This is a genomic window from Rhizobium sp. NLR8a (assembly GCF_019685235.1).
Lineage (GTDB): Bacteria > Pseudomonadota > Alphaproteobacteria > Rhizobiales > Rhizobiaceae > Rhizobium.
On record NZ_JABDWI010000015.1, the window covers coordinates 176,561 to 196,926 of the forward strand.

The 20,366-nt window shown below is 59.5% G+C and carries 19 protein-coding genes and 1 tRNA gene; 10 read left to right on the top strand and 10 right to left on the bottom strand.

The genetic code is table 11. The features are described 5' to 3' along the window. Entirely contained in the window at positions 1-1,104 is a 1,104-nt protein-coding gene (locus tag HJC04_RS26555) for a COX15/CtaA family protein (RefSeq protein WP_221147483.1), read from the bottom strand. A gap of 114 nt (positions 1,105-1,218) precedes the next feature. On the opposite strand from HJC04_RS26555, the gene HJC04_RS26560 reads away from it, so the two are divergent. Both HJC04_RS26560 and HJC04_RS26565 read left to right on the top strand, forming a co-directional pair. Next, complete coding sequence (locus HJC04_RS26560) at positions 1,219-1,428, top strand: DUF2842 domain-containing protein (RefSeq protein WP_221123474.1); 210 nt, start codon at positions 1,219-1,221, stop codon at positions 1,426-1,428. Positions 1,429-1,546: 118 nt separating this feature from the next. Continuing rightward, on the top strand, positions 1,547-2,788 hold the full coding sequence (locus tag HJC04_RS26565) for a GNAT family N-acetyltransferase (RefSeq protein WP_221123473.1): 1,242 nt from the start codon (positions 1,547-1,549) through the stop codon (positions 2,786-2,788). A 63-nt stretch (positions 2,789-2,851) separates the two neighbouring features. On the opposite strand, the gene HJC04_RS26570 is transcribed toward HJC04_RS26565, so the two are convergent. Then, positions 2,852-5,017: a GumC family protein gene (locus HJC04_RS26570; protein WP_221147484.1), complete on the bottom strand. Its 2,166-nt coding sequence runs from the start codon at positions 5,015-5,017 to the stop codon at positions 2,852-2,854. 188 nt (positions 5,018-5,205) lie between these two features. Here HJC04_RS26570 and HJC04_RS26575 point away from each other — a divergent pair, with 188 nt between their 5' ends. Genes HJC04_RS26575 through HJC04_RS26590 form a run of 4 tightly spaced genes read left to right on the top strand, consistent with a single transcriptional unit; the run spans position 5,206 to position 9,814 of the window. Next, the gene (locus HJC04_RS26575) at positions 5,206-5,781 is read left to right on the top strand and encodes a polysaccharide biosynthesis/export family protein (protein ID WP_012483394.1); all 576 of its coding nucleotides are present in this window, start codon (positions 5,206-5,208) and stop codon (positions 5,779-5,781) included. Positions 5,782-5,784: 3 nt separating this feature from the next. Next, the gene (locus HJC04_RS26580; protein WP_210628329.1) at positions 5,785-6,954 is read left to right on the top strand and encodes a glycosyltransferase; all 1,170 of its coding nucleotides are present in this window, start codon (positions 5,785-5,787) and stop codon (positions 6,952-6,954) included. 56 nt (positions 6,955-7,010) lie between these two features. Next, positions 7,011-8,573 carry an undecaprenyl-phosphate glucose phosphotransferase gene (locus tag HJC04_RS26585; protein WP_210628330.1) on the top strand — a complete coding sequence of 521 codons (1,563 nt, stop codon included), beginning with the start codon at positions 7,011-7,013 and terminating at the stop codon, positions 8,571-8,573. Further along, positions 8,570-9,814, top strand: a complete 1,245-nt coding sequence (locus HJC04_RS26590; protein ID WP_210628331.1) for an O-antigen ligase — start codon at positions 8,570-8,572, stop codon at positions 9,812-9,814. Before HJC04_RS26585 ends, HJC04_RS26590 begins: the two co-directional genes overlap by 4 nt. A gap of 20 nt (positions 9,815-9,834) precedes the next feature. On the opposite strand, the gene HJC04_RS26595 is transcribed toward HJC04_RS26590, so the two are convergent. From HJC04_RS26595 to HJC04_RS26605, 3 genes are all read right to left on the bottom strand, one after another. Beyond that, positions 9,835-10,668, bottom strand: a complete 834-nt coding sequence (locus HJC04_RS26595) for a carbohydrate ABC transporter permease (RefSeq protein WP_210628332.1) — start codon at positions 10,666-10,668, stop codon at positions 9,835-9,837. Next, the gene (locus tag HJC04_RS26600) at positions 10,668-11,561 is read right to left on the bottom strand and encodes a carbohydrate ABC transporter permease (protein WP_210631652.1); all 894 of its coding nucleotides are present in this window, start codon (positions 11,559-11,561) and stop codon (positions 10,668-10,670) included. The genes HJC04_RS26595 and HJC04_RS26600 overlap by 1 nt, the downstream gene beginning before the upstream one ends. Positions 11,562-11,686: 125 nt before the next feature. Further along, positions 11,687-13,024 carry an extracellular solute-binding protein gene (locus HJC04_RS26605; protein ID WP_221123470.1) on the bottom strand — a complete coding sequence of 446 codons (1,338 nt, stop codon included), beginning with the start codon at positions 13,022-13,024 and terminating at the stop codon, positions 11,687-11,689. A 176-nt stretch (positions 13,025-13,200) separates the two neighbouring features. Here HJC04_RS26605 and HJC04_RS26610 point away from each other — a divergent pair, with 176 nt between their 5' ends. Further along, entirely contained in the window at positions 13,201-13,815 is a 615-nt protein-coding gene (locus HJC04_RS26610; protein WP_210631653.1) for a GNAT family N-acetyltransferase, read from the top strand. Positions 13,816-13,835: 20 nt separating this feature from the next. Here HJC04_RS26610 and HJC04_RS26615 read toward each other — a convergent pair whose 3' ends face one another. Then, positions 13,836-15,593, bottom strand: a complete 1,758-nt coding sequence (locus HJC04_RS26615; protein ID WP_221123469.1) for a glycogen debranching protein — start codon at positions 15,591-15,593, stop codon at positions 13,836-13,838. A 359-nt stretch (positions 15,594-15,952) separates the two neighbouring features. Between HJC04_RS26615 and HJC04_RS26620 the strand changes: the two genes are divergently transcribed. Then, complete coding sequence (locus HJC04_RS26620; protein WP_221147485.1) at positions 15,953-17,134, top strand: ROK family transcriptional regulator; 1,182 nt, start codon at positions 15,953-15,955, stop codon at positions 17,132-17,134. A 70-nt stretch (positions 17,135-17,204) separates the two neighbouring features. Further along, entirely contained in the window at positions 17,205-17,498 is a 294-nt protein-coding gene (locus HJC04_RS26625) for a RodZ family helix-turn-helix domain-containing protein (protein WP_097598408.1), read from the top strand. Positions 17,499-17,552: 54 nt separating this feature from the next. On the opposite strand, the gene HJC04_RS26630 is transcribed toward HJC04_RS26625, so the two are convergent. Then, positions 17,553-17,765: a hypothetical protein gene (locus HJC04_RS26630; RefSeq protein WP_210628336.1), complete on the bottom strand. Its 213-nt coding sequence runs from the start codon at positions 17,763-17,765 to the stop codon at positions 17,553-17,555. A 247-nt stretch (positions 17,766-18,012) separates the two neighbouring features. Beyond that, positions 18,013-18,234, bottom strand: a complete 222-nt coding sequence (locus HJC04_RS26635; protein ID WP_064806073.1) for a hypothetical protein — start codon at positions 18,232-18,234, stop codon at positions 18,013-18,015. Between the two features lie 543 nt (positions 18,235-18,777). Between HJC04_RS26635 and HJC04_RS26640 the strand changes: the two genes are divergently transcribed. Then, positions 18,778-19,410, top strand: a complete 633-nt coding sequence (locus HJC04_RS26640; protein ID WP_221147486.1) for a bifunctional 2-polyprenyl-6-hydroxyphenol methylase/3-demethylubiquinol 3-O-methyltransferase UbiG — start codon at positions 18,778-18,780, stop codon at positions 19,408-19,410. 82 nt (positions 19,411-19,492) lie between these two features. Here the strand turns inward: HJC04_RS26640 and HJC04_RS26645 are convergent. Both HJC04_RS26645 and HJC04_RS26650 read right to left on the bottom strand, forming a co-directional pair. Further along, positions 19,493-19,569 (bottom strand) — tRNA-Pro (locus HJC04_RS26645). A 99-nt stretch (positions 19,570-19,668) separates the two neighbouring features. Continuing rightward, complete coding sequence (locus HJC04_RS26650) at positions 19,669-20,337, bottom strand: HAD family hydrolase (protein WP_221123466.1); 669 nt, start codon at positions 20,335-20,337, stop codon at positions 19,669-19,671. Positions 20,338-20,366 lie beyond the last annotated feature (29 nt).

The window sequence follows — 20,366 nt, forward strand, 5'->3', positions numbered from 1 at the left end:
TCAATCGCGTTCGGTGATCATCGTCTCGTGCGGGTATTCGCCGTAAAAGCCGCGCCAGTTGGCGACGGCGAAACCAAATACAACAAGCGCGCCGGCCTGGTGCAGCAGGCCCCAGTGAAGCGGCACCTGCATCAGCAGCGTGGCAATGCCGATTGCCGCCTGAACGGTCACCAGCGCGAAAAGCAGGACGGCGCGGCGGGCATGGGTGGTCCAGGGTGCGGCGCGAAGGGCGATCACCATGTTAATGAGCACCACTGCGAAGAGCGTATAGGCGCCGATGCGGTGGATGAACTGCACGGTTTTCGGATTCTCGAAGGCATTTATCCAGAAGGGCTGCTGAATCAGCAGATCGGAGGGAATGAGGGCGCCATCCATCAGCGGCCAGGTATTGTAGGAAAAACCGGCATCGAGTCCCGCCACCAGGGCGCCGAGATAGATCTGGAACAGCGCGAAAACAGCGATTGCGGCAGCGAAGCCGCGCGAACTGCGTGCCGGCGCCGGATCGTTGGAGTGCGGCGACAGCCCGCGCATGATCCACATGCAGCCGGCAAAGATCAGGCAGGCCATGACGAGATGCGTCGCCAGCCGGTACTGACTGACGTAGGTGCGAACGGAAAGGCCTGAGGACACCATCCACCAGCCGATGAAACCCTGCAGACCGCCGAGCGCCAGGATGCAGACGAGCGGCCAGCGCAGGCGTTTCTCAATCCGCCCCGTCAGCCAGAAATAGAGGAGCGGCAGCGCGAAGATCACGCCGATGCCGCGGGCGATCAGCCGGTGCGCCCATTCCCACCAGAAGATGTTTTTGAACTCGTCGACGCTCATGGAACTGTTCAACTGCTGAAATTCGGGAATACGCTGGTAGAGGCGGAACTCCTCTTCCCATTCCGCGGCTGTCAGCGGCGGAATGACGCCATGGATCGGCTTCCACTCGGTGATCGACAGACCGGAATTGGTCAACCGCGTTGCCCCTCCAACGAGCACGAGACAAAAGAGCGCCAAAAGCACAAAGCCGAGCCACAGCCGCAAGGCGCGCCGGTTGCGGTTCTGCTTGCGTACTTCGCTCAGGATCGCCTGTTCCGTGGTGAGGTTCGCGACGGCCATGATGTCTCCTTCTATCCGGCAGTTGATTTGCCCTACCGGCTCATGCAAAACAAGCCCCGAAGCTTTGCGGCATGCCGTCGCGCCGCTCCGCGCTACCCACACAAGAGATAAACAATGCCCGTCCGCCTCCGCAAATTCATCGGCACGATCCTTATCATCGTGCTTGTGCTCGTCTACGCACTGGTGGCGAACACGATCGCGGTGGTGACGCTCGGCAACGCCCCCTGGTGGGGGCACCTGCTCTACTTCTTGCTGACCGGCCTGCTTTGGGTATTGCCGGCAATGGTCATCATCAAGTGGATGGCCGGACCGCGGCAGCAGTAGACCATTAACGACCGAATAACCGTGATCGGCGGAAAACCTCGTCGATGGGCGGCGATTAAACCAAATATACGTCCTGCACACCTACTTTCCCGTTCAGCATTTTGACCGGAGAGTTCCCGTGCAGACGCAAAAGCTCGATTTTGATGAACAGTCGTCGGACGATGGCGCGCTGGCCGATATGGCGATTTCACGCCTACGCCAGGCGAGCATGAAACTTGCCATGGCGAAAATCGACATTACGGTTTTTGACGCGATGGAGCCATTGGAGGATGATTGGCGGGCTCTGGAGACCGATGATCTCCATTCGCTTCATCAGAGCTATGATTGGTGCGCTGCCTGGGTCAATGCCTTTCGCCAGCCGCTGGCGATCCTCAAAGGCACCTATGCCGGGGAGACGGCCTTCATTCTGCCGATCGAGATCGTCAGATCCCGCGGATTGGCCGTCGCAAAGTTCATCGCTGCCGATCACAGCAATATCAATACCGGTCTGTTCTCCGGCAATTTTGCGGAAAGTGGCGGCAGCATCGATGCGGAGAAGTTCGCGGCGCAGCTTCGGCAGGCCTTAAAGGGCCATGCCGATCTGCTGCTGCTGCAAAACCTTCCGCTGGAATGGCGCGGGAGGCAGACCCCACTCACCGGACTGCCGATGGTGCAAAACCAGAACCACGCCTATCAATTGCCGTTGCTCTCCAATTTCGAGGAGACGCTGAAGCAGCTCAACGCCAAAAGCCGGCGTAAGAAATTCCGCGTTCAATCGAGGCGTCTGGAGGCGGCCGGCGGCGTCGAACACACCATCCCGGAAACATCGGAAGAACAGCACCGCCTGCTCGATATCTTCTTCCGCCTGAAGAGTATTCGCTTCGCCAGCCTTGGCCTGCCCGACGTCTTTGCCGATCGGGAAACACAGGCCTTCCTGCACGGCCTCATCGGTAAGCGGGATGATGCGAGACAGTATCTCGGCCTGCAGATGCATGCGCTGCGGCTGAAGGGCGAGAACAAGGACCGGATCGCTGCGGTCTCGGGCATTTCGCGCAAGGGTGATCACGTCATCTGCCAGTTCGGGGCGATCGACGAAGATCTTGTGCCCGATACCAGCCCCGGCGAATTCCTCTATTGGCAAACCATTTCCGGACTGCACGGCAAAGGCGTCGCGCTGTTCGATTTTGGCCTCGGCGATCAGACCTACAAACGATCCTGGGCGCCGGTTGAGACCGCTCATTACGACGTGGTGCTGCCGGTTTCGCCATTTGGCCTCGCCGCCGGCGCGGCACACCGGATCGTTACCCGGAGCAAGGCGCATATCAAGGCGCGGCCGAAGCTCTATAAATTCGCCCAGGGCATCCGCGCACGGATTGGCTGAGCGTTCTTGGTCTTGCGCATGTCGTTCTTCGCAAAACCGCTGCACAGTTTTGCGCGACATGCTTCAGGCGGCCTGGCCGAGCGCCTGCTCGTCCACTTGGCCGCCCGACATCAGCACGACGCGGTCATAGACCGCCGCCTGGAATTCCGTCATCAGGGCAACGAAGATCGTCTCCTCTAGCCGCGGTAGGGAGAGGATAATTTCAACATCCCGGCTGCGCGTGAGCCGCGAGACGCCGGCAACGTCGGCCGCACCGCATTCGACCACCACGAGGTCGTAGGCGGCGGCGAGCGCATCGAGCAGCAGCGACAGCCGGTCGACACCGCGCATGGCGCGGCGCACGTCGCTCTGACCCTGCGGGATCAGATGAGCATCGGAAAGACGATCGCTGTGGATCGTGTCGCCGAAGGCCGCCTCGCCGCACAGCAGATCGGTGATGCCAGCCGCGACCTGGTTCTCGGCCATCAGTTCTGTGGGATAGCCGGAGCCGGTCATATCAATCAGAATGACGCGGCGGCCGGCATCGGCGAGCATGCGCGTCAACGAAACCGTCGCCGCCGAACCGTTATCACCAGTTGGAGATATGACGATTGCCAGCGGCGCCCGGCTGCCCGTGAGGTAGTCCGCAACGGAGGCAATGGAAAATTCATTGTCGTCCTCCGGCGCCTCTTCGGCGGCCGCCGTTTCTTCGATCATATCCTTTCCGTCATCCTCCGTGACAACGGCGAGCATGCTCGGCTGGACGGGCCTTCCGGCGGCCGGTGCTGCCTGCGGCACATCCTTGTCTCCGACGACCGTTTCCGCCTCGACCGCGTCACGGGACGCATCGACAGCACGAAGCGCCCGACCGCTGAAGAGTTCGGCGAGCATGGTGACGATGGCGCTCAGGATCAGCGTTGCGACGGCCGCGACGACGACGATCGGAACCACCTTCGGGAAATAGGGATCGACCGGCTCGATGGCCCGGGAAACGATACGGGCGTCAGCCGGGCTGGAATTGCTGTCGGCGCGCGAGGCGGCCTCGCGGTAGCGCACCAGATAGGTTTCGAGCAGCTGGCGCTGGGCGTTTGCCTCGCGCTCGAGCGCGTTGAGGCCGACCTCGTCTTCGCCGGCGCGGGCGCTGTTAGCCTGTACCGCGTCCTTCTGGCGCTCGAGCTCGCTTGCGCGGAGGTCGGCAACTTTCGCCTCATTTTCGATGCTGGCCAGAATCTTCTGCGTCTCCTGGCGGATTTGGCCGCGAATATCGGAGAGCTGGGCGCGCAGACTCTTCAGCCTCGGATGACTGTTGAGAAGGCTGGTCTGCAGATCTGATATTTGCGACTGCAGGCCCGATTCCGTAGCCTTCAGCCGCTGGATCGCCTGGGAAGACATGATGTCAGGCAGCGTATCGGAGGCTTCGCCCGATGACAGCGCATTGCGCACCGCCTGCGCCCTCGCCTCGGCATTGGCCTTGTCGCCCCGCACGCGGGTGAGTTCTGCGGAGATGTCATTAAGCTGCTGGGCGGGAAATGTGGTCGTGCCGTTCGTTTGCAGCAGACCGTGGGTGGTGCGATACTCGGCAACCTTCTTCTCGGCATCGCTGACCTTCTTCCGCAGGTTTTCGATCTCCGGCTCGAGCCAACGCGTCGCTTCCGAATTGGAAGCGAGCTTGGCGCCGCTCTGGGTGGAAAGGTAGACATTCGCCATGGCGTTCGGGATGGCGGCGGCGAGCTTCGGATCCTTCGACGTGAAGTTGATGCCGATGACGCGCGAACCCGGCACCTGATAGACCTGCAGCCGCTCGACAAAAGCATCGATTACTCGTTCTTCCGGCGGGTTCTCCATCGGATTCTTCTTCAGATGCAGATTCACGAGGATGCTGCTCATCGCCGAGCCGTTGGCGGCATCGTCGAATTCCGGCAGATTGTAGAGCTTCAGGTCGTTGATCACCTTCTTGAGGAGATCGGCCGATTGCAGGAGCTGCACCTGGCTGGCGATATTCAGCTCGTCCATCAGCGGCCCGCCGCCGGCTTCGTTCGCCTGCTGGGTACTGGCGAAGGCTGGCGCGCGGGGTTCGATGAGGATGCGTGTTTCGCTGCGATATTGCGGCGAGATGATCTTGGCGCCGGCAAAGGCGACGCCGACCGCCGCAAACGTGATCGTCAAAATCCTGAGCCGGCGCGCCCACACGGCGCGAACCAACTGGCCGAGGTCGATGTCCACATCCTGATCACGCACTACCCCGGACATGCTCTTACTCCACAACAAAGGTGCCGCAAGCGTAAACGACCATGGTAACGCAACGGTTAATTCGATCTCGCCAAGAAATAGAGGAGATCGGCAAAGAATTGGGGGATTGCCATGCGCCTTTTACCGGGTATTAACCCTAACGGATCGATAACGGCTGCACCGAGTTCATTTTCTGTGAGCACAAGCGGATGTCTGTCGCCCCGCCTAAGATCCTTTTGGCCCTGAGCCTTGCAGCCATGACGGCGGCATTGGGCGGCTGCACGACGTACAAGCCGGCTCCGAAAGCCTTCAACGAGGCAACCATCCAGCCCTATACGCTTGATAGCGGCGATCGGCTGCGCATCACCGTCTTCGACCAGCAGAGCCTAACCAATACCTACACGGTGGACCAGGCCGGTTACATCGCCTTCCCCCTCATCGGTCAGGTCCCTGCCCGCGGCCGAACCCTCCAGCAACTCTCAGGGCAGATCGCCCAGAAACTGCAGCAGGGCTATCTTCGCGATCCCGATGTCACCATCGACGTCGACCGTTACCGTTCGATCTTCATCATGGGCGAAGTCGGCCAGCCCGGCCAATATGCCTATGTTCCGGGCATGACCGTGCAGAATGCCATCGCCGTTGCCGGCGGCTTCTCCAGCCGCGCCAACCAAAGCATGGTCGATGTCACCCGCAAGATAAACGGACAGGTGCTGACCGGCCGCATCAATATATCCGGCCCGATCATCGCGGGCGACACGATCTACGTTCGCGAACGGCTCTTCTGAGCAATGGCAAGAGAGAGGCCGCTCCGCATTCTTCACTGCTTCAGATCGCCGGTCGGCGGAATTTTCCGCCATGTCCGCGACCTGGTCGAGGAACACAGCAAGGCCGGGCATCACATCGGCATTCTCTGCGACAGCTCGACCGGCGGCGAGCACGAGGACAGATTGTTCGACGATATCCGCCCATATCTGTCGCTCGGCCTGACGCGCGTGCCGATCCGCCGCTCGGTCAGCCCGTCCGATATCGCGACGATGTGGGATACGTACAAGAAGATTAAAAGTTTGCGGCCGGATGTGCTGCACGGGCACGGCGCCAAGGGCGGCGTGCTCGCGCGACTTGCCGGCTCAGCCCTGCGGGTGAACAGGTATCGCGTAGCCCGCCTCTATACCGCGCATGGCGGAAGCCTGCATTATTCGCGCTCCTCATTCACAGGACAGTTCGTCCTCAGGATGGAGCGCCTGCAGGAATATTTCACCGATGCGCTGGTCTTCATCTGCGAATACGAGCGCGACACCTATGCCCGCAAGGTGGGCAAGCCGCGGACGAAGACGAAACTGATCTATAACGGCATCGGAGAGCGTGAATTCGAGCCGATCCACACCCGGTCGGATGCCGTGCATTTCATCTATGTCGGGATGCTTCGGGACCTCAAGGGTCCCGATCTGTTTGTCGATGCCTTCGCCAAGACCGAGCGGCTGCTCGGCAGGCCGCTTTCGGCATTGATGATCGGCGACGGACCTGACCGCGACCGCTATCGCGAGATGATGATCGAACGCGGCCTCGGAAAACGGATCGGCATGCTGCCGGCAATGCGTATCCACGAAGCCTTTGCCATGGCGCAAAATCTCGTCGTCCCGTCTCGCGCCGAAGCGATGCCCTATATCGTGCTCGAAGGGCTGGGGGCCGGCAAAACGATCATAGCCAGCCGCGTCGGCGGCATTCCCGAGGTGCTCGGCAAGGACAGTCCGGCTCTTGTAGAGCCCGGCAATTCCGACGATCTCGCTCGCGTCATGGCGGAAGCGCTCAGCACGCCCGGCTGGCACGCCAGAACTATGCCGTCGCATGAGGCAGTAAAGGCCGTGTTTTCCTCGACCGTGATGGCGCGGGATGTCCTGCAATTATACCATGAGCTCGTCAGTCCCGCCGCCGAACAAGCAGTGTTCGTTACCCCGTAAATATTTCTTAGGGGCTTTCTGGTATTTCGCTTGCTGACAACGAGCGACAAAACCCCATGAACAAATTGGAAAAAAGCGATCAATTCGACGTGGAAGCGCTGCGCAAGCAAATTTCCGACATCGAGGCGCGCGGCGACGCAGGTCAGGCCCACTCCGCCGACCCGATCGAAATCAACCCCTATGCCCGGCAGATCGCCGAACAGTTCCGCGACGGCACTCGTTCGCCTGTCATTATTATCGGCCAATTGCGGCTCCTGGAATTCCTGGCGCTCTTTTCGATTGCCCTGATCGTCCGCTACTTCTGGCCGGGCGACGGCAGCGATCCCTTGCTGGTCCGGACGGGCATGGCAGCGATTGCTTCGGCCTCGACCGTCATCGCCCTGCAGCTTGCCGACACCTACACCATTCCCGCACTCCGCGCGAAGCTACGGCTGATGCCCCGCATTCTCGCCTCCTGGACGATTGCGCTTGTCCTCACGATCGGCCTGTTCGCGCTCATTCGTGGCACCACATGGGCGATGGTCGATGCCTATGTCCCATGGTTCACCGTCGGCGTGCTCTTTCTCGCGGCCGAGCGTTTCCTTGTCGCCTACGGCATCCGTAACTGGGCGCGCAACGGCATCATGGAGCGGCGCGCTGTCATCGTCGGCGGCGGCGAACCGGCCAAGGAGCTGATCCGCATCCTCGAACAACAGGCCGACAACGACATTCGCATCTGCGGCATCTTCGACGACCGCGGCGAGAAGCGCTCACCGATCATGGTCGCCGGTTACCCAAAGCTCGGCACCGTGGCGGAACTCGTCGAATTCGTGCGGCTGACGCGCATCGACATGTTGATCATCGCCCTGCCGCTTTCGGCCGAAGCCCGCATCTTCGATCTCCTGAAGAAGCTCTGGGTCCTGCCGGTCGATATCCGGCTTGCGGCGCACGCCAACCGGCTGCGCTTCCGGCCACGCGCCTATTCGCATGTCGGCGCTGTGCCGATGCTCGACATTTTCAAGATGCCGATCCGCGACTGGGATTCCGTCGCCAAACGCGGCTTCGACATCTTTTTCACTCTGGTCGCGCTTGCGCTGCTCTGGCCGCTGATGGCCGCAACCGCGATCGCCATCAAGGCGACCTCGGAAGGTCCTGTCTTCTTCATGCAGAAGCGTCATGGCTTCAACAACGAAGTCATCAATGTCTTCAAGTTCCGCTCGATGTACACCAACATGGCCGACCCCTCAGGCAAGGCCGCGGTGACCAAGGGCGATCCGCGCGTCACCCGTGTCGGAAGGTTCATCCGCAAGACCTCGATCGACGAGCTGCCGCAGCTTTTCAACGTGCTGCGGGGGGAGCTCTCGCTGGTCGGTCCGCGTCCCCATGCGGTTCTTGCACAGGCGCGCGACCGCGCCTTCGCTGATGTCGTCGAAGGCTATTTCGCCCGCCACCGCGTCAAGCCTGGTGTGACCGGTTGGGCGCAGATCAACGGCTGGCGCGGCGAGGTCGATAACGATGAGAAAATCAAGTTCCGCACGGCCTACGATCTCTATTATATCGAGAACTGGTCGCTCTGGTTCGATCTCAAAATCCTGTTCCTGACGCCGATCCGGCTGCTCAACACGGAAAACGCCTATTGAGCGCGATCCAGGCGACATATTCGCGCGTCGCCCAGCCGCAGCGGGCAACGCTGCGGCTGATCGGCTCCGCCTTCGTCGCTTTCGGTGTTTTCCTTTCCGGCTTCGTCATCGATGAGCCGGCGCCCTATGAACTCTGGATGGCGGGGCTGATCGGCCTCTGGTTCATCCTGGGTCTCAGGATTTCGCGCAGCGTCGCGCCGTTGCTTGCCCTTCTGCTCACTTTCAATCTCGGTGGCATGCTGTCGCTGACGCAGATGAAGGATCTTGCGACGGCGCCGATGTATATCGCTGTCTCGACCTTCCTGGCGCTGACCGCGGTTTTCTACGGGGCAATCATCGAGGACAGCCATAAGCGGCTGCCGCTGATCTTCAACGCCTGGAGCCTGGCTGCCGTCGTCACGTCGGCGCTTGGCGTACTCGGCTATTTCCACGCCTTTCCCGGCTCGGAAGTGTTCACTCTCTATGACCGCGCCAAAGGCGCATTCCAGGATCCGAACGTCTTCGGCCCCTTCCTGGTGCCGCCGTCGCTCCATCTCATCCACGGCATTCTGGTCGGCGATCTGAAGAAATCGCCGTTGAAGGCAGCCGCCCTTCTCGTGATTGCCCTCGGCATCTTCCTCTCCTTTTCCCGCGCCGCCTGGGGTCTCTTTGCGCTCGGCGTGGTGCTCCTGATTTTCATCATGCTGCTGAAGGAGCGCAGCGGCGCCTTCCGCTTGCGGGTGCTGATCCTGTCACTGGCGGCGATCGTCATGCTGGTCGCATCGCTGCTCGTGGCGCTGCAGATTCCGAAGGTCGCTGAGCTGTTTTCAACACGCGCTCAGCTGGTGCAGCAGTATGACGGCGAACATCTCGGCCGCTTCGAGCGCCACAGGATCGGTTTCACCATGATGATGGAGCGCCCGCTCGGCATCGGTCCGCTCGTGTTCGGCACCATGTTTCCCGAGGACGAGCATAACATCTGGCTGAAGTCGCTCACCTCCTATGGCTGGCTCGGCTTCGTCAGCTATGTCGGAATGCTCCTCTGGACGCTCATCCTGGGTTTCCGGAACCTGCTTCACGACCGGCCGTGGCAACCCTTCCTGATGATTGCCTGGATCTCCGTTCTCGGCCATGCGACGATCGGCAATGTTATCGACATCGACCACTGGCGCCATGTCTATCTGCTCTTCGGCACGGTCTGGGGCTGCGCGGCGCTGGAAGCGCGTCACAGGCGCGGCCGAATGCCCGGAGGAATGGCGTAGTCTTGCCGCATTATGGCGGGCTATTTCGTCGCGCCGGCCGTCAAACCGGCGATAAACCGTCGCTGGAAAACGAGATAGGTCAGGATGAGTGGGGCAATGACAATGACCGCACCGGCGGTCAGAACCGGCGTGTTGACAGTATAACGTCCTTGGAAAAACAGCATGCCGAGGGGCAGTGTCCGATAGGCATCGTCGTTCACCAGAATGAAGGGGATCAGAAACTCGTTCCAGGTCCAGATGAACAGGAAGAGCGCCAGTGTCGACATTGCCGGCATCATCAGCGGAACGACGATCTTGCGCAAAATATAGAAGCGCCCGGCACCATCGAGAACGGCCGCTTCCAGAATTTCTTCTGGCAATTGCTGCATCGCGCTGGCAAGGAAGATCGTCGAGAATGGGATCGACATCGCGATCTGGGGCACAATGACGGCCGCATAGGTGTTGATCAACCCGAGATACCGCATTTCATAATAAAGCGGAATGATGAAGGCCTCCGCCGGCACCATCATGCCGAGCGTCAGGATAGCGAACAGGCTGCGCCTGAGCGGAAAGGACAGATAAGCAAAGGCAAAACCCGTCAGCAGGCCCAGAAAGACGCTTGCCGCGACGACGGGAATGACAACGATGATCGAATTCCAGAAGTAGATGTTGAAATGGCCGGCGTTCCAGGCATCGAGGTAATTTTCGAAATGCGGATATGCCGGGAGCGCGAACGCGCCCTGCAGAACGTCGGCCTTGCTCTTGATCGAGGTGAGCAGCAGAAGCAGGAACGGCGTAATCGTTACGAATGCAAGAAGCCAGAGGACAAGGCGAAGGAAGAGCGGGGCAGCGGGAATGTTGGACTTGCGGCTCATCAAGCCATTCCTTTACTTTTTGAGCCCACCAGCCGGTGAATTGCAAAATTGATGGCGAATGTCAGCAGCGCGCCGACAATGGCGATGGCCGCCGCCGCGCCAAACCGATTGAGCTCGAAACCGAGCTGGTACATGTAGATATTCGGCACGAGCGTGGCATTGGCGGGCCCGCCGCGGGTCATTGTGAAAATCAGGTCGAAACTTTTGATCGACGCGATAACCGTCAGCAGCAAAACCACCCTGATCTCCGGCATGAGAAGCGGCAGCGTTATCCAGACAAACGTCTTTCGCGCCGAAGCACCATCGACCTTCGCAGCATCAAAGAGCGAGGGATCGATGCGTTGGATTCCCGTGAGGAAGATCACCATGCAAAAACCGAAGAAATACCAGGTGGCAACGATCCCGACCGCGGGAAGCACGAAGTTGAAATCTCCCAGCCAAGGGAGTGCGAACATGCCCAAGCCCACCGCTCTCAAAAACTGGTTGAACGGACCGAATGCAGGATTGTAGAGCCATGCCCAGATGATGCCCAACACGGCAGTCGGCATGATATATGGGAGGAACAGGAATGTCCGCAGGGCGAGTTGTTCCCGTTGCTTCAGATTCCAGACGCAGGCGGCAAGACCTATGCCGAGCCCGAGCGGCAGGACGCAATAGAATATCATCAGCTCGGCATTGTTGCGCAAGGCGATGTAAAAACGATCATCGGAAAAGAGATCGATGTAATTGCCGAGGCCAACCCACTTGGGCACGGTCAAGCCGTCCCAACTGGTCAGGCTCAACGCCAAAGCCGCGACAATCGGCCCGAAGACAAAGGCCGCGTAAAGCAGCAATCCGGGGAATAGATAGATCCAATTGGTATGTTCGGAGCCATCAAGTGGGGAGCGCTTCATTCCGGTACTCCATGAAGCCGACGCTATCGTCGTCGTGCAGCAAGCCTGAGATCGCGGCGCTGATTTCTTGAGATGATGTCGACGAGACGCAGGCCGCGGACGGTCGCGGCCTGCGTCCGCGCCATTTATTTCTGACCTTTCAGGTAAGCCTGATAATCCTTGTCCATAGCGTCGACAAAGGCTTCAGGCGTGATCTTGCCGGACAGGAGAAGCGGCGTGTTATCGTCGATTGTCTTCAGCATCGTCGGGCTCGACCAATCGGGATAGTGGCCAAGAGCGTCGTTGGCGTTGAGCGTCTTCCACATCTCGATGCCGGAGCTCAGCAGCGGCGTGAGCTTTGGCTTCGCATCCGCCGCAAGCGACGTTGCCGGAAGATAGCTGGCATTGGCCCAGGCTTCGGCAGCTTTTTCCGAAACCATGTAGTCGATATATTCACCGGCCAGGTCCTGCGTTTTCTGATCTTTGGCAAGGCTTGTTATTGCCCAGGCAAGATCCACGCCTCCGACGCTCAGCGGCTTTGTAATGCCTTTCGGGGCAGGAATGGCCATGAAGCCGATATCCTGGTTGTGCTGCATATCACCGAAATACCAGGTTCCCGAGATCAGGAAGGCGCCCTGCCCCGATATGAAAAGCTGAACGGCGTCGTCACCCGAAATGCCTTCGAAACCGGGATAGAAATAGCCGCCCTGCGCCCATTTCTGCACCAGTTTTGCGGATTCGATGTTGCCTTTGGTATTCCAGGAACCGCCCCTGCCGTAAATCAGATCGTCAAGTTCGGCGCGATTGCCCGCGTCGATATGGGCTTGATCGATGGCACCGATCATGTGCAGGGCGAGATGCTGCTTTGCGCTGCCCATCATGAAGGGCGCCACGCCTTTTTCCTTCAGCTTGTCGAGATCGGCCAAAAGCTCCTCGAAGGTCTTCGGCAGTGCTATGCCGGCGTCGTCGAGGATCTTCTTGTTGTAATAGAGGCCGACGATCTCGGCGAGGCCTGATATGCCGTAGGTCTTGCCGACCCCGAACTTTGGCCCATCCCAGCGATCTCGCGCCAGGACGGAATCGGACTGGCGCTTATCCCAGCTGTATTTCTTGATGTAGTCGTCAACCGGCAGGAGCAGTCCTTCCTTGACCATTGCGCCCATATCGCCGGCGCCCTGGTTGACTTTCGTGACGACCGGGCCGTTCCCTGCCGAAACCGCGAGCTTCAGCGTCAACTTCATGTCATCGAAGGTGCGGGCGGTACGCTTGATCGTAACGCCGGGATGCGCAGCCTCGAACTCTTTGTTCAACTGCTCTATGACCGCACTCTGACCTTCGTAGGTCTGGTCATCCCAAACAGCCAGATCGTCAGCCCTGACGGCTGCCGAAAGGCCAAGATTCATAAGCGCTGCACCAGCAAGCGCGACGGCCGTTTTCATTTGAAATGCCGGCAGCATGTTGATCGATTTCACGCTTCTTTTCATCTGCTCCACCTCACTTGGTTTATTCTCCACTCCCCGCTCGAGCCTTGCGCCAGGCGCCGCCGAACGTTTTCTTCCCCCAGAGCTTTGCCTGACCGGCGAATCTGAGGTAATCGTCAGTGCATCAGCTCCTCTCGCGACCCAAAACGACAAAGCGCCACGCAGGAGGTGGCAAAGTGATGGACACCGGTTGCTTCATCCGTCCCGCGACTGAAGCGGATATCGAAGCCTTTTTTGAAATCTGCCTGAAAACCGCGAATGGCGGTCACGATGCCAGCGCTCTCTATAGTGACCCGCGTCTGCCCGGTTACATCTGGTCGGTGCCATATCTCAAGTTCGCCAAAGACTTTGCCTTTGTTCTCGTCCAGCACGACCGACCGGCCGGCTATGTCGTGGCCGCACCCGACACCAGCCGGTTCGATCAGGACTTGGCGGCAAGCTGGTGGCCGCTGGTGCGCCGAGAGGTCGCCGGACTGGCGCCGACCCGTCCGCGCGACGCCGACGTCTTGGAACGAATCCAAAATCCGCGCAGTGGAACGGTCTGGCTTCAGCACCAGTACCCGGCGCATCTCCACATCAACGTCCTTCCCGGCCTTCAGGCAAGCGGCTGGGGACGAAAGATGATCGACACCGAGCTGCAGGCACTTCGAAATCATGGGGTCACGGCCGTGCATCTCGGGGTCGACCCTGCAAACGAACGCGCCAAAGGCTTCTACCGTCACCTTGGCTTTTCCGAATTCGAACGCGATGGCGCCGTCGCCTTTGCTATGCGGATCGATCAGGGATCCCGTTGAAACCGCCGGCGCCAAACCGCTCATGACATCGGCTCCGCATTTGCAGCGTGAAGCCCATATTTCAAAGCGACGGCCGCCGGCATGGCGCTCCAGCCCTGAAGCAGGGAGCCGCGTCCATAAGGCGGCGAGAAATATTCCACTGCGCCTATCCAGCCATTGTCGAGGCAGGTTTCCCACCAGCGTGTCAATGCGTAGCGGGCGCCTCCAAGCCCGTGGCGAAGGCGTTCTTCGGCATAAGCGCCGTCCCAATAAGGCCAGTCCGAGCCGTTATGGTAGCGGTAGGGAAAAGCGGTCTTGGACCGCAAATCACTTTGCCGCTTGAATGGTGGATAGGCGCACATCACACCCCAGCTGCCATAGGGCTGTTCCTGATTGTTGCGCGTTTCAAGTCTGGTTTCGAACGCTCTCAGCAGGCCGACAGCCTTCTCCTCTGAAATAGCACTAAATCGCGATAAGGTCAGGCTGTCGAGAGCCAGATGATCCTCAACAAAAGAGCCAGGCGTTCCGTAGTCGAGATATCCTCCCGTTGCCGGGACGAAGAGCTTGGCTTCGATTTCCCGCCGAGCAAGAATTGCGGTCTTGCGCGCATGTTCGGCAAGGGTCGGATCATGCCCCTCGCCCAGTCTCGCCACCGCATCCATAGCGCCGACGAAAAGGCCGAGATCGTAGGAGACAAAGCCGTCACGGAAGACATTGTCGGCCCAATCTCGGTCGTTGCGCGGCTTCAGCGGCAGAACGCTGTCGGGACCGGCCAGACTGACATAGCGATCCATGATCGCCCTCACTGTCGGCCAATGAAGCTGCACCTCGGCCGCGTCTTTCGTCACGCCGAAATAGTCATCCAGAAAAAGAATGAAGAAAAGCGGACTGTCGAAGTGGTCGCTCCACCAATCCTGCGGACGGTTATGATACTCCGGAACGGCTCTTTTATGGCTTTTGGGATTAGCCTTGCAGTCGGCGACGAAGCGCTGCCAGGCATCCGATTGCGCCGGTCCCGTCAGGATAACTCCGCTCGGGGCCTCTCCGTCGGGCTGTATTCCCTTGGCGAGCAGTCGGATCTCGTCGCGCACCGCCTCCGGAGCAATCGTCAAAAGAGGCTGCGTCGTCCAATAGCCGTCGCGGTAATAGGTCCGCGCCGGAGCGCTATAGGCCTGTCCGGCGGCAAGGCCGGCGAAGGCGCCATTTTCGTCGCGCCTTATGCTGGAAAGGGCCGCATGGATCCCCTGGCTGACCATAGTGCGCATCAGCGGGTCGGCCTCAGGCATCATGTCGCAACGCGCCACATATTCCGCGGCTTGGGTCATAATGGCTTCACTGCTGAGATCGAGCGCTCTCTCGGCTTCGTCTCTCGAGGCGCCGCAGGCAATCCGCAGATCGGCATCTCGAGCTTCCACGATAAGGACGCCCCAGCCCATTTCGAAAATCTTCCGATGACCGCTGCGGAACACCTTCGCTTTCGCGTCTCGCCCATCCGGCTCGTGCCACCAGGCGCAACGGCGCGCTGGATAGACGCCCTGCAGGCTCACTCCATTGATCAGCATCACCGGCAGCGACTGCGCGACGAAAACGCCGCCCTGTTTCGAGACGAGTCGGTTCGGAGCGTAGCTATAGGGGCCGGCGATCGGAGAAAACCGCACACGCCCCAGGCTGCCGGCACCCCAAAGGGCAAGATCGGCATATCCGTCCGGATGAACATCCGCCTGGAGGCGTGGCGCCATTATAGGCAGCAAGACACCGGCGTCGGCTGAAAGCTGCCCGTTGGTCGAGGGCTTAATCATAGACAGGTCCCCGACAGCCGCATTGAGGAACCTGCAGAATGCGAAACGAAGAAACAGCTGAACCAGCCTGAGCCGGTTCCTCTTTGGGCGATCTTGGCGCGTACGCGCCGACCCAGACAATATGTACGGTGCATACTTGTCCTCGACCCTGTTTCAATCGCGCATTTGACTACGCGTTGATCCCAGCCTACAGGCGGCTCCTCTCTTGTCAAGGACGTAGACAAATTGTCGGCTTCCGTGTACTGAACTGGGCTACGGAGATGGGGATTGAGCACTAAACCCATCATTTCGCGATGGTTGAGAACCGGACCGACCTTACATTAGGGATACGCCTCGAACTAATTGGAACGCGCAGCCGGATGGCAACGACGTCGTCTATCGTACAGACTCCCATCGCACGAAAAATCTCGACCAATACGGTGATCCGGACCGTGTTAGCCAAGGGGAAGATCTCTCGCGCCGATATTGCCAAGCTGACAGGCTTGTCGAAACAGACGATTTCCGATGTCGTGCGCGATCTTGAGGATGATGGGTGGCTGAAAGCTGTCGGGCAGACCGATGGTCGTCCGGGCCGGAATGCGATCATCTATGAAATCAACGCAAGAGCGGGCCTGGCTGTCTCCATCGATCTCGGAGGCACCAAGATCGCTGCGGCTATCTGCGATCTGTTGGGTAACGTCGTTGCGGAAACCAAAGTGCCCACTGACCCACGCGGCGGACCGCATCTCGTCAACCAGTTCAGCGACCTGATCACTCAACTCGCGCTTACGGCGGGGACGACTGCCGACAAGCTGCGTCTCGTCGTTCTCGGCAGTCCCGGCGTCCTCGATCCGGCTACCGGACATATCAACGTCGCGCCGAACATTCCCGGCGTGGACGCAATGGATCTGCGGCAAGCGTTCAGCGACAAGATGGGCATACCGGTGATCATTGAAAATGACGTCAACCTCGCCGCGCAAGGGGAGAGATGGCGGGGTCACGGCATCGAGGTCGGCAATTTCGCTTTCGTGGCGCTTGGGACGGGCGTTGGCATGGGCATTATCGCCAATGGCGCGCTGTTGCGCGGTGCCCGCGGCGCGGCCGGCGAAATCGCCTATCTTCCACTCGGCGGCGATGCTTTCGATCCAGGCGGTTTTACACTGGGAACCTTCGAGAGCGCGGTCGGCAGCGTCGCCATGCTGCGGCGCTATACCGGTTTCGGCGGGCGCAACGCCTCTACCGTGGCCGACCTCTTCGCTGCGTTCAATGCAGGCGAAACGAGCGCCATCGCCGCAATCGAAGAGACGGCGAGGCTGGTGGCGATCGCTATTGCCACCATCGGAGCAACTCTCGACCCGGAACTGGTGATCACCGGCGGCAGTATCGGTGCAAGGCCGGAGCTCGTAAACGCCATCCGCGCTTTTCTGCCGCGTTGCACCCCTTACCCGCCGCGCATCGAGATCAGCCGATTCGGCAACCGCGCCGCTCTCATGGGAGGCATGGGTATCGCCGTCGAGCGCATGCATGACGATCTGTTCGGTGTAAAATTGCAGGACGCTTGAAGATCGCAGCAGCTCGCAATCAGCCGCTGCGCCACTTGCGAAGCGCGGCAAATGCGCTAGATTTTGCGTCATGATCACAGCAACGCAGATACGCGGCGCGCGCGCCATGATCGGAATGAGCATCGAAGAGCTCGCCGCCGCAAGCGGCCTGCCGGTCGAGATCGTGACGGCTTTGGAAAAGGGCGAGTTTGAGGGTGAGCCGCATGCGTTGTTCGACGTGCGCAGCACTCTCGAAGCGCACGGCATCATCTTCCTGTCGAGCGGCAATCAGGATGAAGGCGGCCCCGGCATCCGGTTGCGGGCACGCACATCAACCGATGACGGCATCCGGCCGGAAAATCTCAATGCCGCCAATGACGACTGACCAGATTGGTCCGTCGCGTCTCGCTGTCTGATCCTTTATCGCGGGAACCACGGGTCAGAGATAGGCCTTGGCAAGGTCAGCGAGTTTGCCGCCGTCTCTCACGCCCTGTCTGTAAAGCTGAATGATAACCGCACCGATCCTCTCGGCTTCCGGCGTCGTTCTGACCAGGCCGCGTTCGTCGCAGACCTTGTCGAGCACTTGGGAAAGCAGATCGAGATCTTCCGAAAAGAGCGGTAAATCATGCGGATGAATTGATGACCGTAACATCACGCCGCACTTCCCTCCGAGGGCAAACGCCTACACGCTTGCATCGCCGGCCGCCCTCCGCAACCGGCAATGAAGTTATTATGCGTGAGGGTCCGAACTTTAGCAACTGCGCAAACTCCTGCGGAATAAAATTTCTTCCGCGCGTCTGGCGCATTTTGCAGCAGGGATCCGAACCGGCTCAGGCGTGTTGCGATTTTTCAGATTCGCCGTTCGGCTTCATCCTGATCTGGCGTTACCGCAACATTCTTCAGCCGTTGCGGCGGCCTCCAGCGGCGATGAACGGCGGATCGATGAAGCCTTCCATGATCACCTTGGCGGTCAGCTCGATCACTCGTTCCTCGGCAAGTTCGGCAAGCGCGAGGGCAACGTCGCCCTCTGGCCAGCCGGCCTTGACCGCCTCGTCCGACAGAGCTTGGAAAGCATCGGCAAGGGCCTGCCTGCAAGTTAGGTTCTGGTTCATATCCGCCATGCGCTCGCACCAGGCCATCACTGAGAGGAACAATCCTAATCTACACATATTCGCAAAAATGCGAAGCACCAAAAGGTTCTCTGAAATTTAAAAGCAGACTATCCAGCGTAAAATTCTGTATATCCTTAACAAAATATACAAATATCAGTCCATATTATTGATGGACCCCCAAAATGGACGAGAATAAATATTTTCCAAGCACTCCCGTTAAGAGAGTACTTCATTGGATAATTTACTTCAAATGGTCAAAATCGAATTCGATACACTGATCATTTACTCTGCCCAATGGCATAGACCCGAAGTCCGGCCGTTTTCAGCATCTTCGCGCCACCCTGTCAATTAGCTTCGGGATATTCCCGGCGCGAGCATGACCCTCAATCGCGTCGTGGTGAAGAGGATATTAAAGCGGTTCGGCCGTTGGGCATCGGAGGATAGCGGCGAATGCCGACCGGCGTGATCACCTTATTACCATAACGGCACCACACTGGCGTCAAAGTCCGCCGTACCATTGCCTCGGCGCGTTCAATTTTTTCAGGAGGTAAAATGTCTATTGAACTGGATGCTACTACCTATGTTCACGCTAAGCCGACGACCGCTCATTCCTATATCCTGCCGGCCGTTGTCGACGTTCTTGAAAATAGTTTCCACGAGGCAAACGAAACGGCGGTCTTTGATCTCGGCTGCGGCACCGGCGGCGCTGCCTCGGTGCTTGTGGAGAAAGGCTACGATGTCGTCGGCGTCGATCCGTCGGAGGACGGCATTGCGAAAGCGAAAGCGGTCCATCCCGGTCTTCCGCTGGAAATCGGTTCCGGCTACGACGATCTTTCCAGCCGCTACGGGACCTTCGATGCGGTGATCAGCATAGAGGTCGTGGAGCATGTTTACGACCCGAAGGCTTTCTCGGCGACCATGTACGATCTGGTGAAACCGGGGGGCATCGCGGTCGTATCGACGCCTTTTCACGGTTACTGGAAAAATCTGGCTTTGGCGGTAAGCGGAAAGATGGATGATCATTTCATGCCGCTCAAGGAGCACGGCCACATCAAATTCTGGTCCCCGGGGACGCTCAGCACGCTGCTGCTCGACACAGGTTTCGAAGACGTCGACTTCGAATATGTCGGGAGAATTCCGCTTCTGGCAAAATCGATGATCGCAATCGCGCAAAAACCGCACTGACAACCCGTTCTCTACCGCAGCCAGGCACGCGCTGCACTCACCGTTAACGTGATGTTGTGACTAGGGTCTTCAAGGAGTTAAATGGTCGGGGCGACTGGACTCGAACCAGCGACCCCTTGACCCCCAGTCAAGTGCGCTACCGGGCTGCGCTACGCCCCGACCTGCCGAAACGGCTTGCATCGTTTAGTTTTTCGGCGCGTGCAATGCAAGCAGAAAAAACCTGCATCCGACAAAAAGCAAGCAGTTCGCTTGCAACGATCAGATCGCGGCGACCTTCAGCCGACCTTCGGCGGTCTGGCGAGGCTGCCACGCCCGATAATTGGCAATCGAAAAATGCGGGGTTTCGAAAAGCGTGGCGTGGGTGTCGGTGATGACGGTGACGTCGGCGCCGGCGGCCTCCCCGGCAAGAATGCCGGCAACGGCATCTTCGAAGACCAGGCAGTTCGCGGGGTCGACCCCGAGGCGGCTTGCACCGAGCAGATAACCCTCGGGGCTCGGCTTGCCCGATTTGACCGTTTCGCCGCTGACGATCACCTTCGGCATCGGGATGCCGGCCGCTGCCATGCGGCGCTCGGCGAGTTCGATCGGCGCCGAGGTGACGATCGCCCATCTGCCGTCGGGGATGGCGTTGAGGAAGCGGACGGCATCGGGGATTTCGACGATGCCGGAGACGTCCTCCATCTCCTCGGCCAGCAGCAGATCCGCCTCGTGCACCGGATCGACATCGGGCAAGCCGAGGCCGCGGATCACGTCGGAGGCACGGATGCCGTGGATCGTTTTCAGGAAAACTTCCGGCTCAAAGCCGTGGCGTCTTGCCCATTCGCTCCAGACGCGCTCGACGACGGCAATGGAATTCAGCAGCGTTCCGTCCATATCGAAGAGGAAGGCGTCATAGGATCTGTCGAGGACGTCGTGGTGACCGGGCACGGGTGTTTCCTTGCGAGCACGAGGCAGTG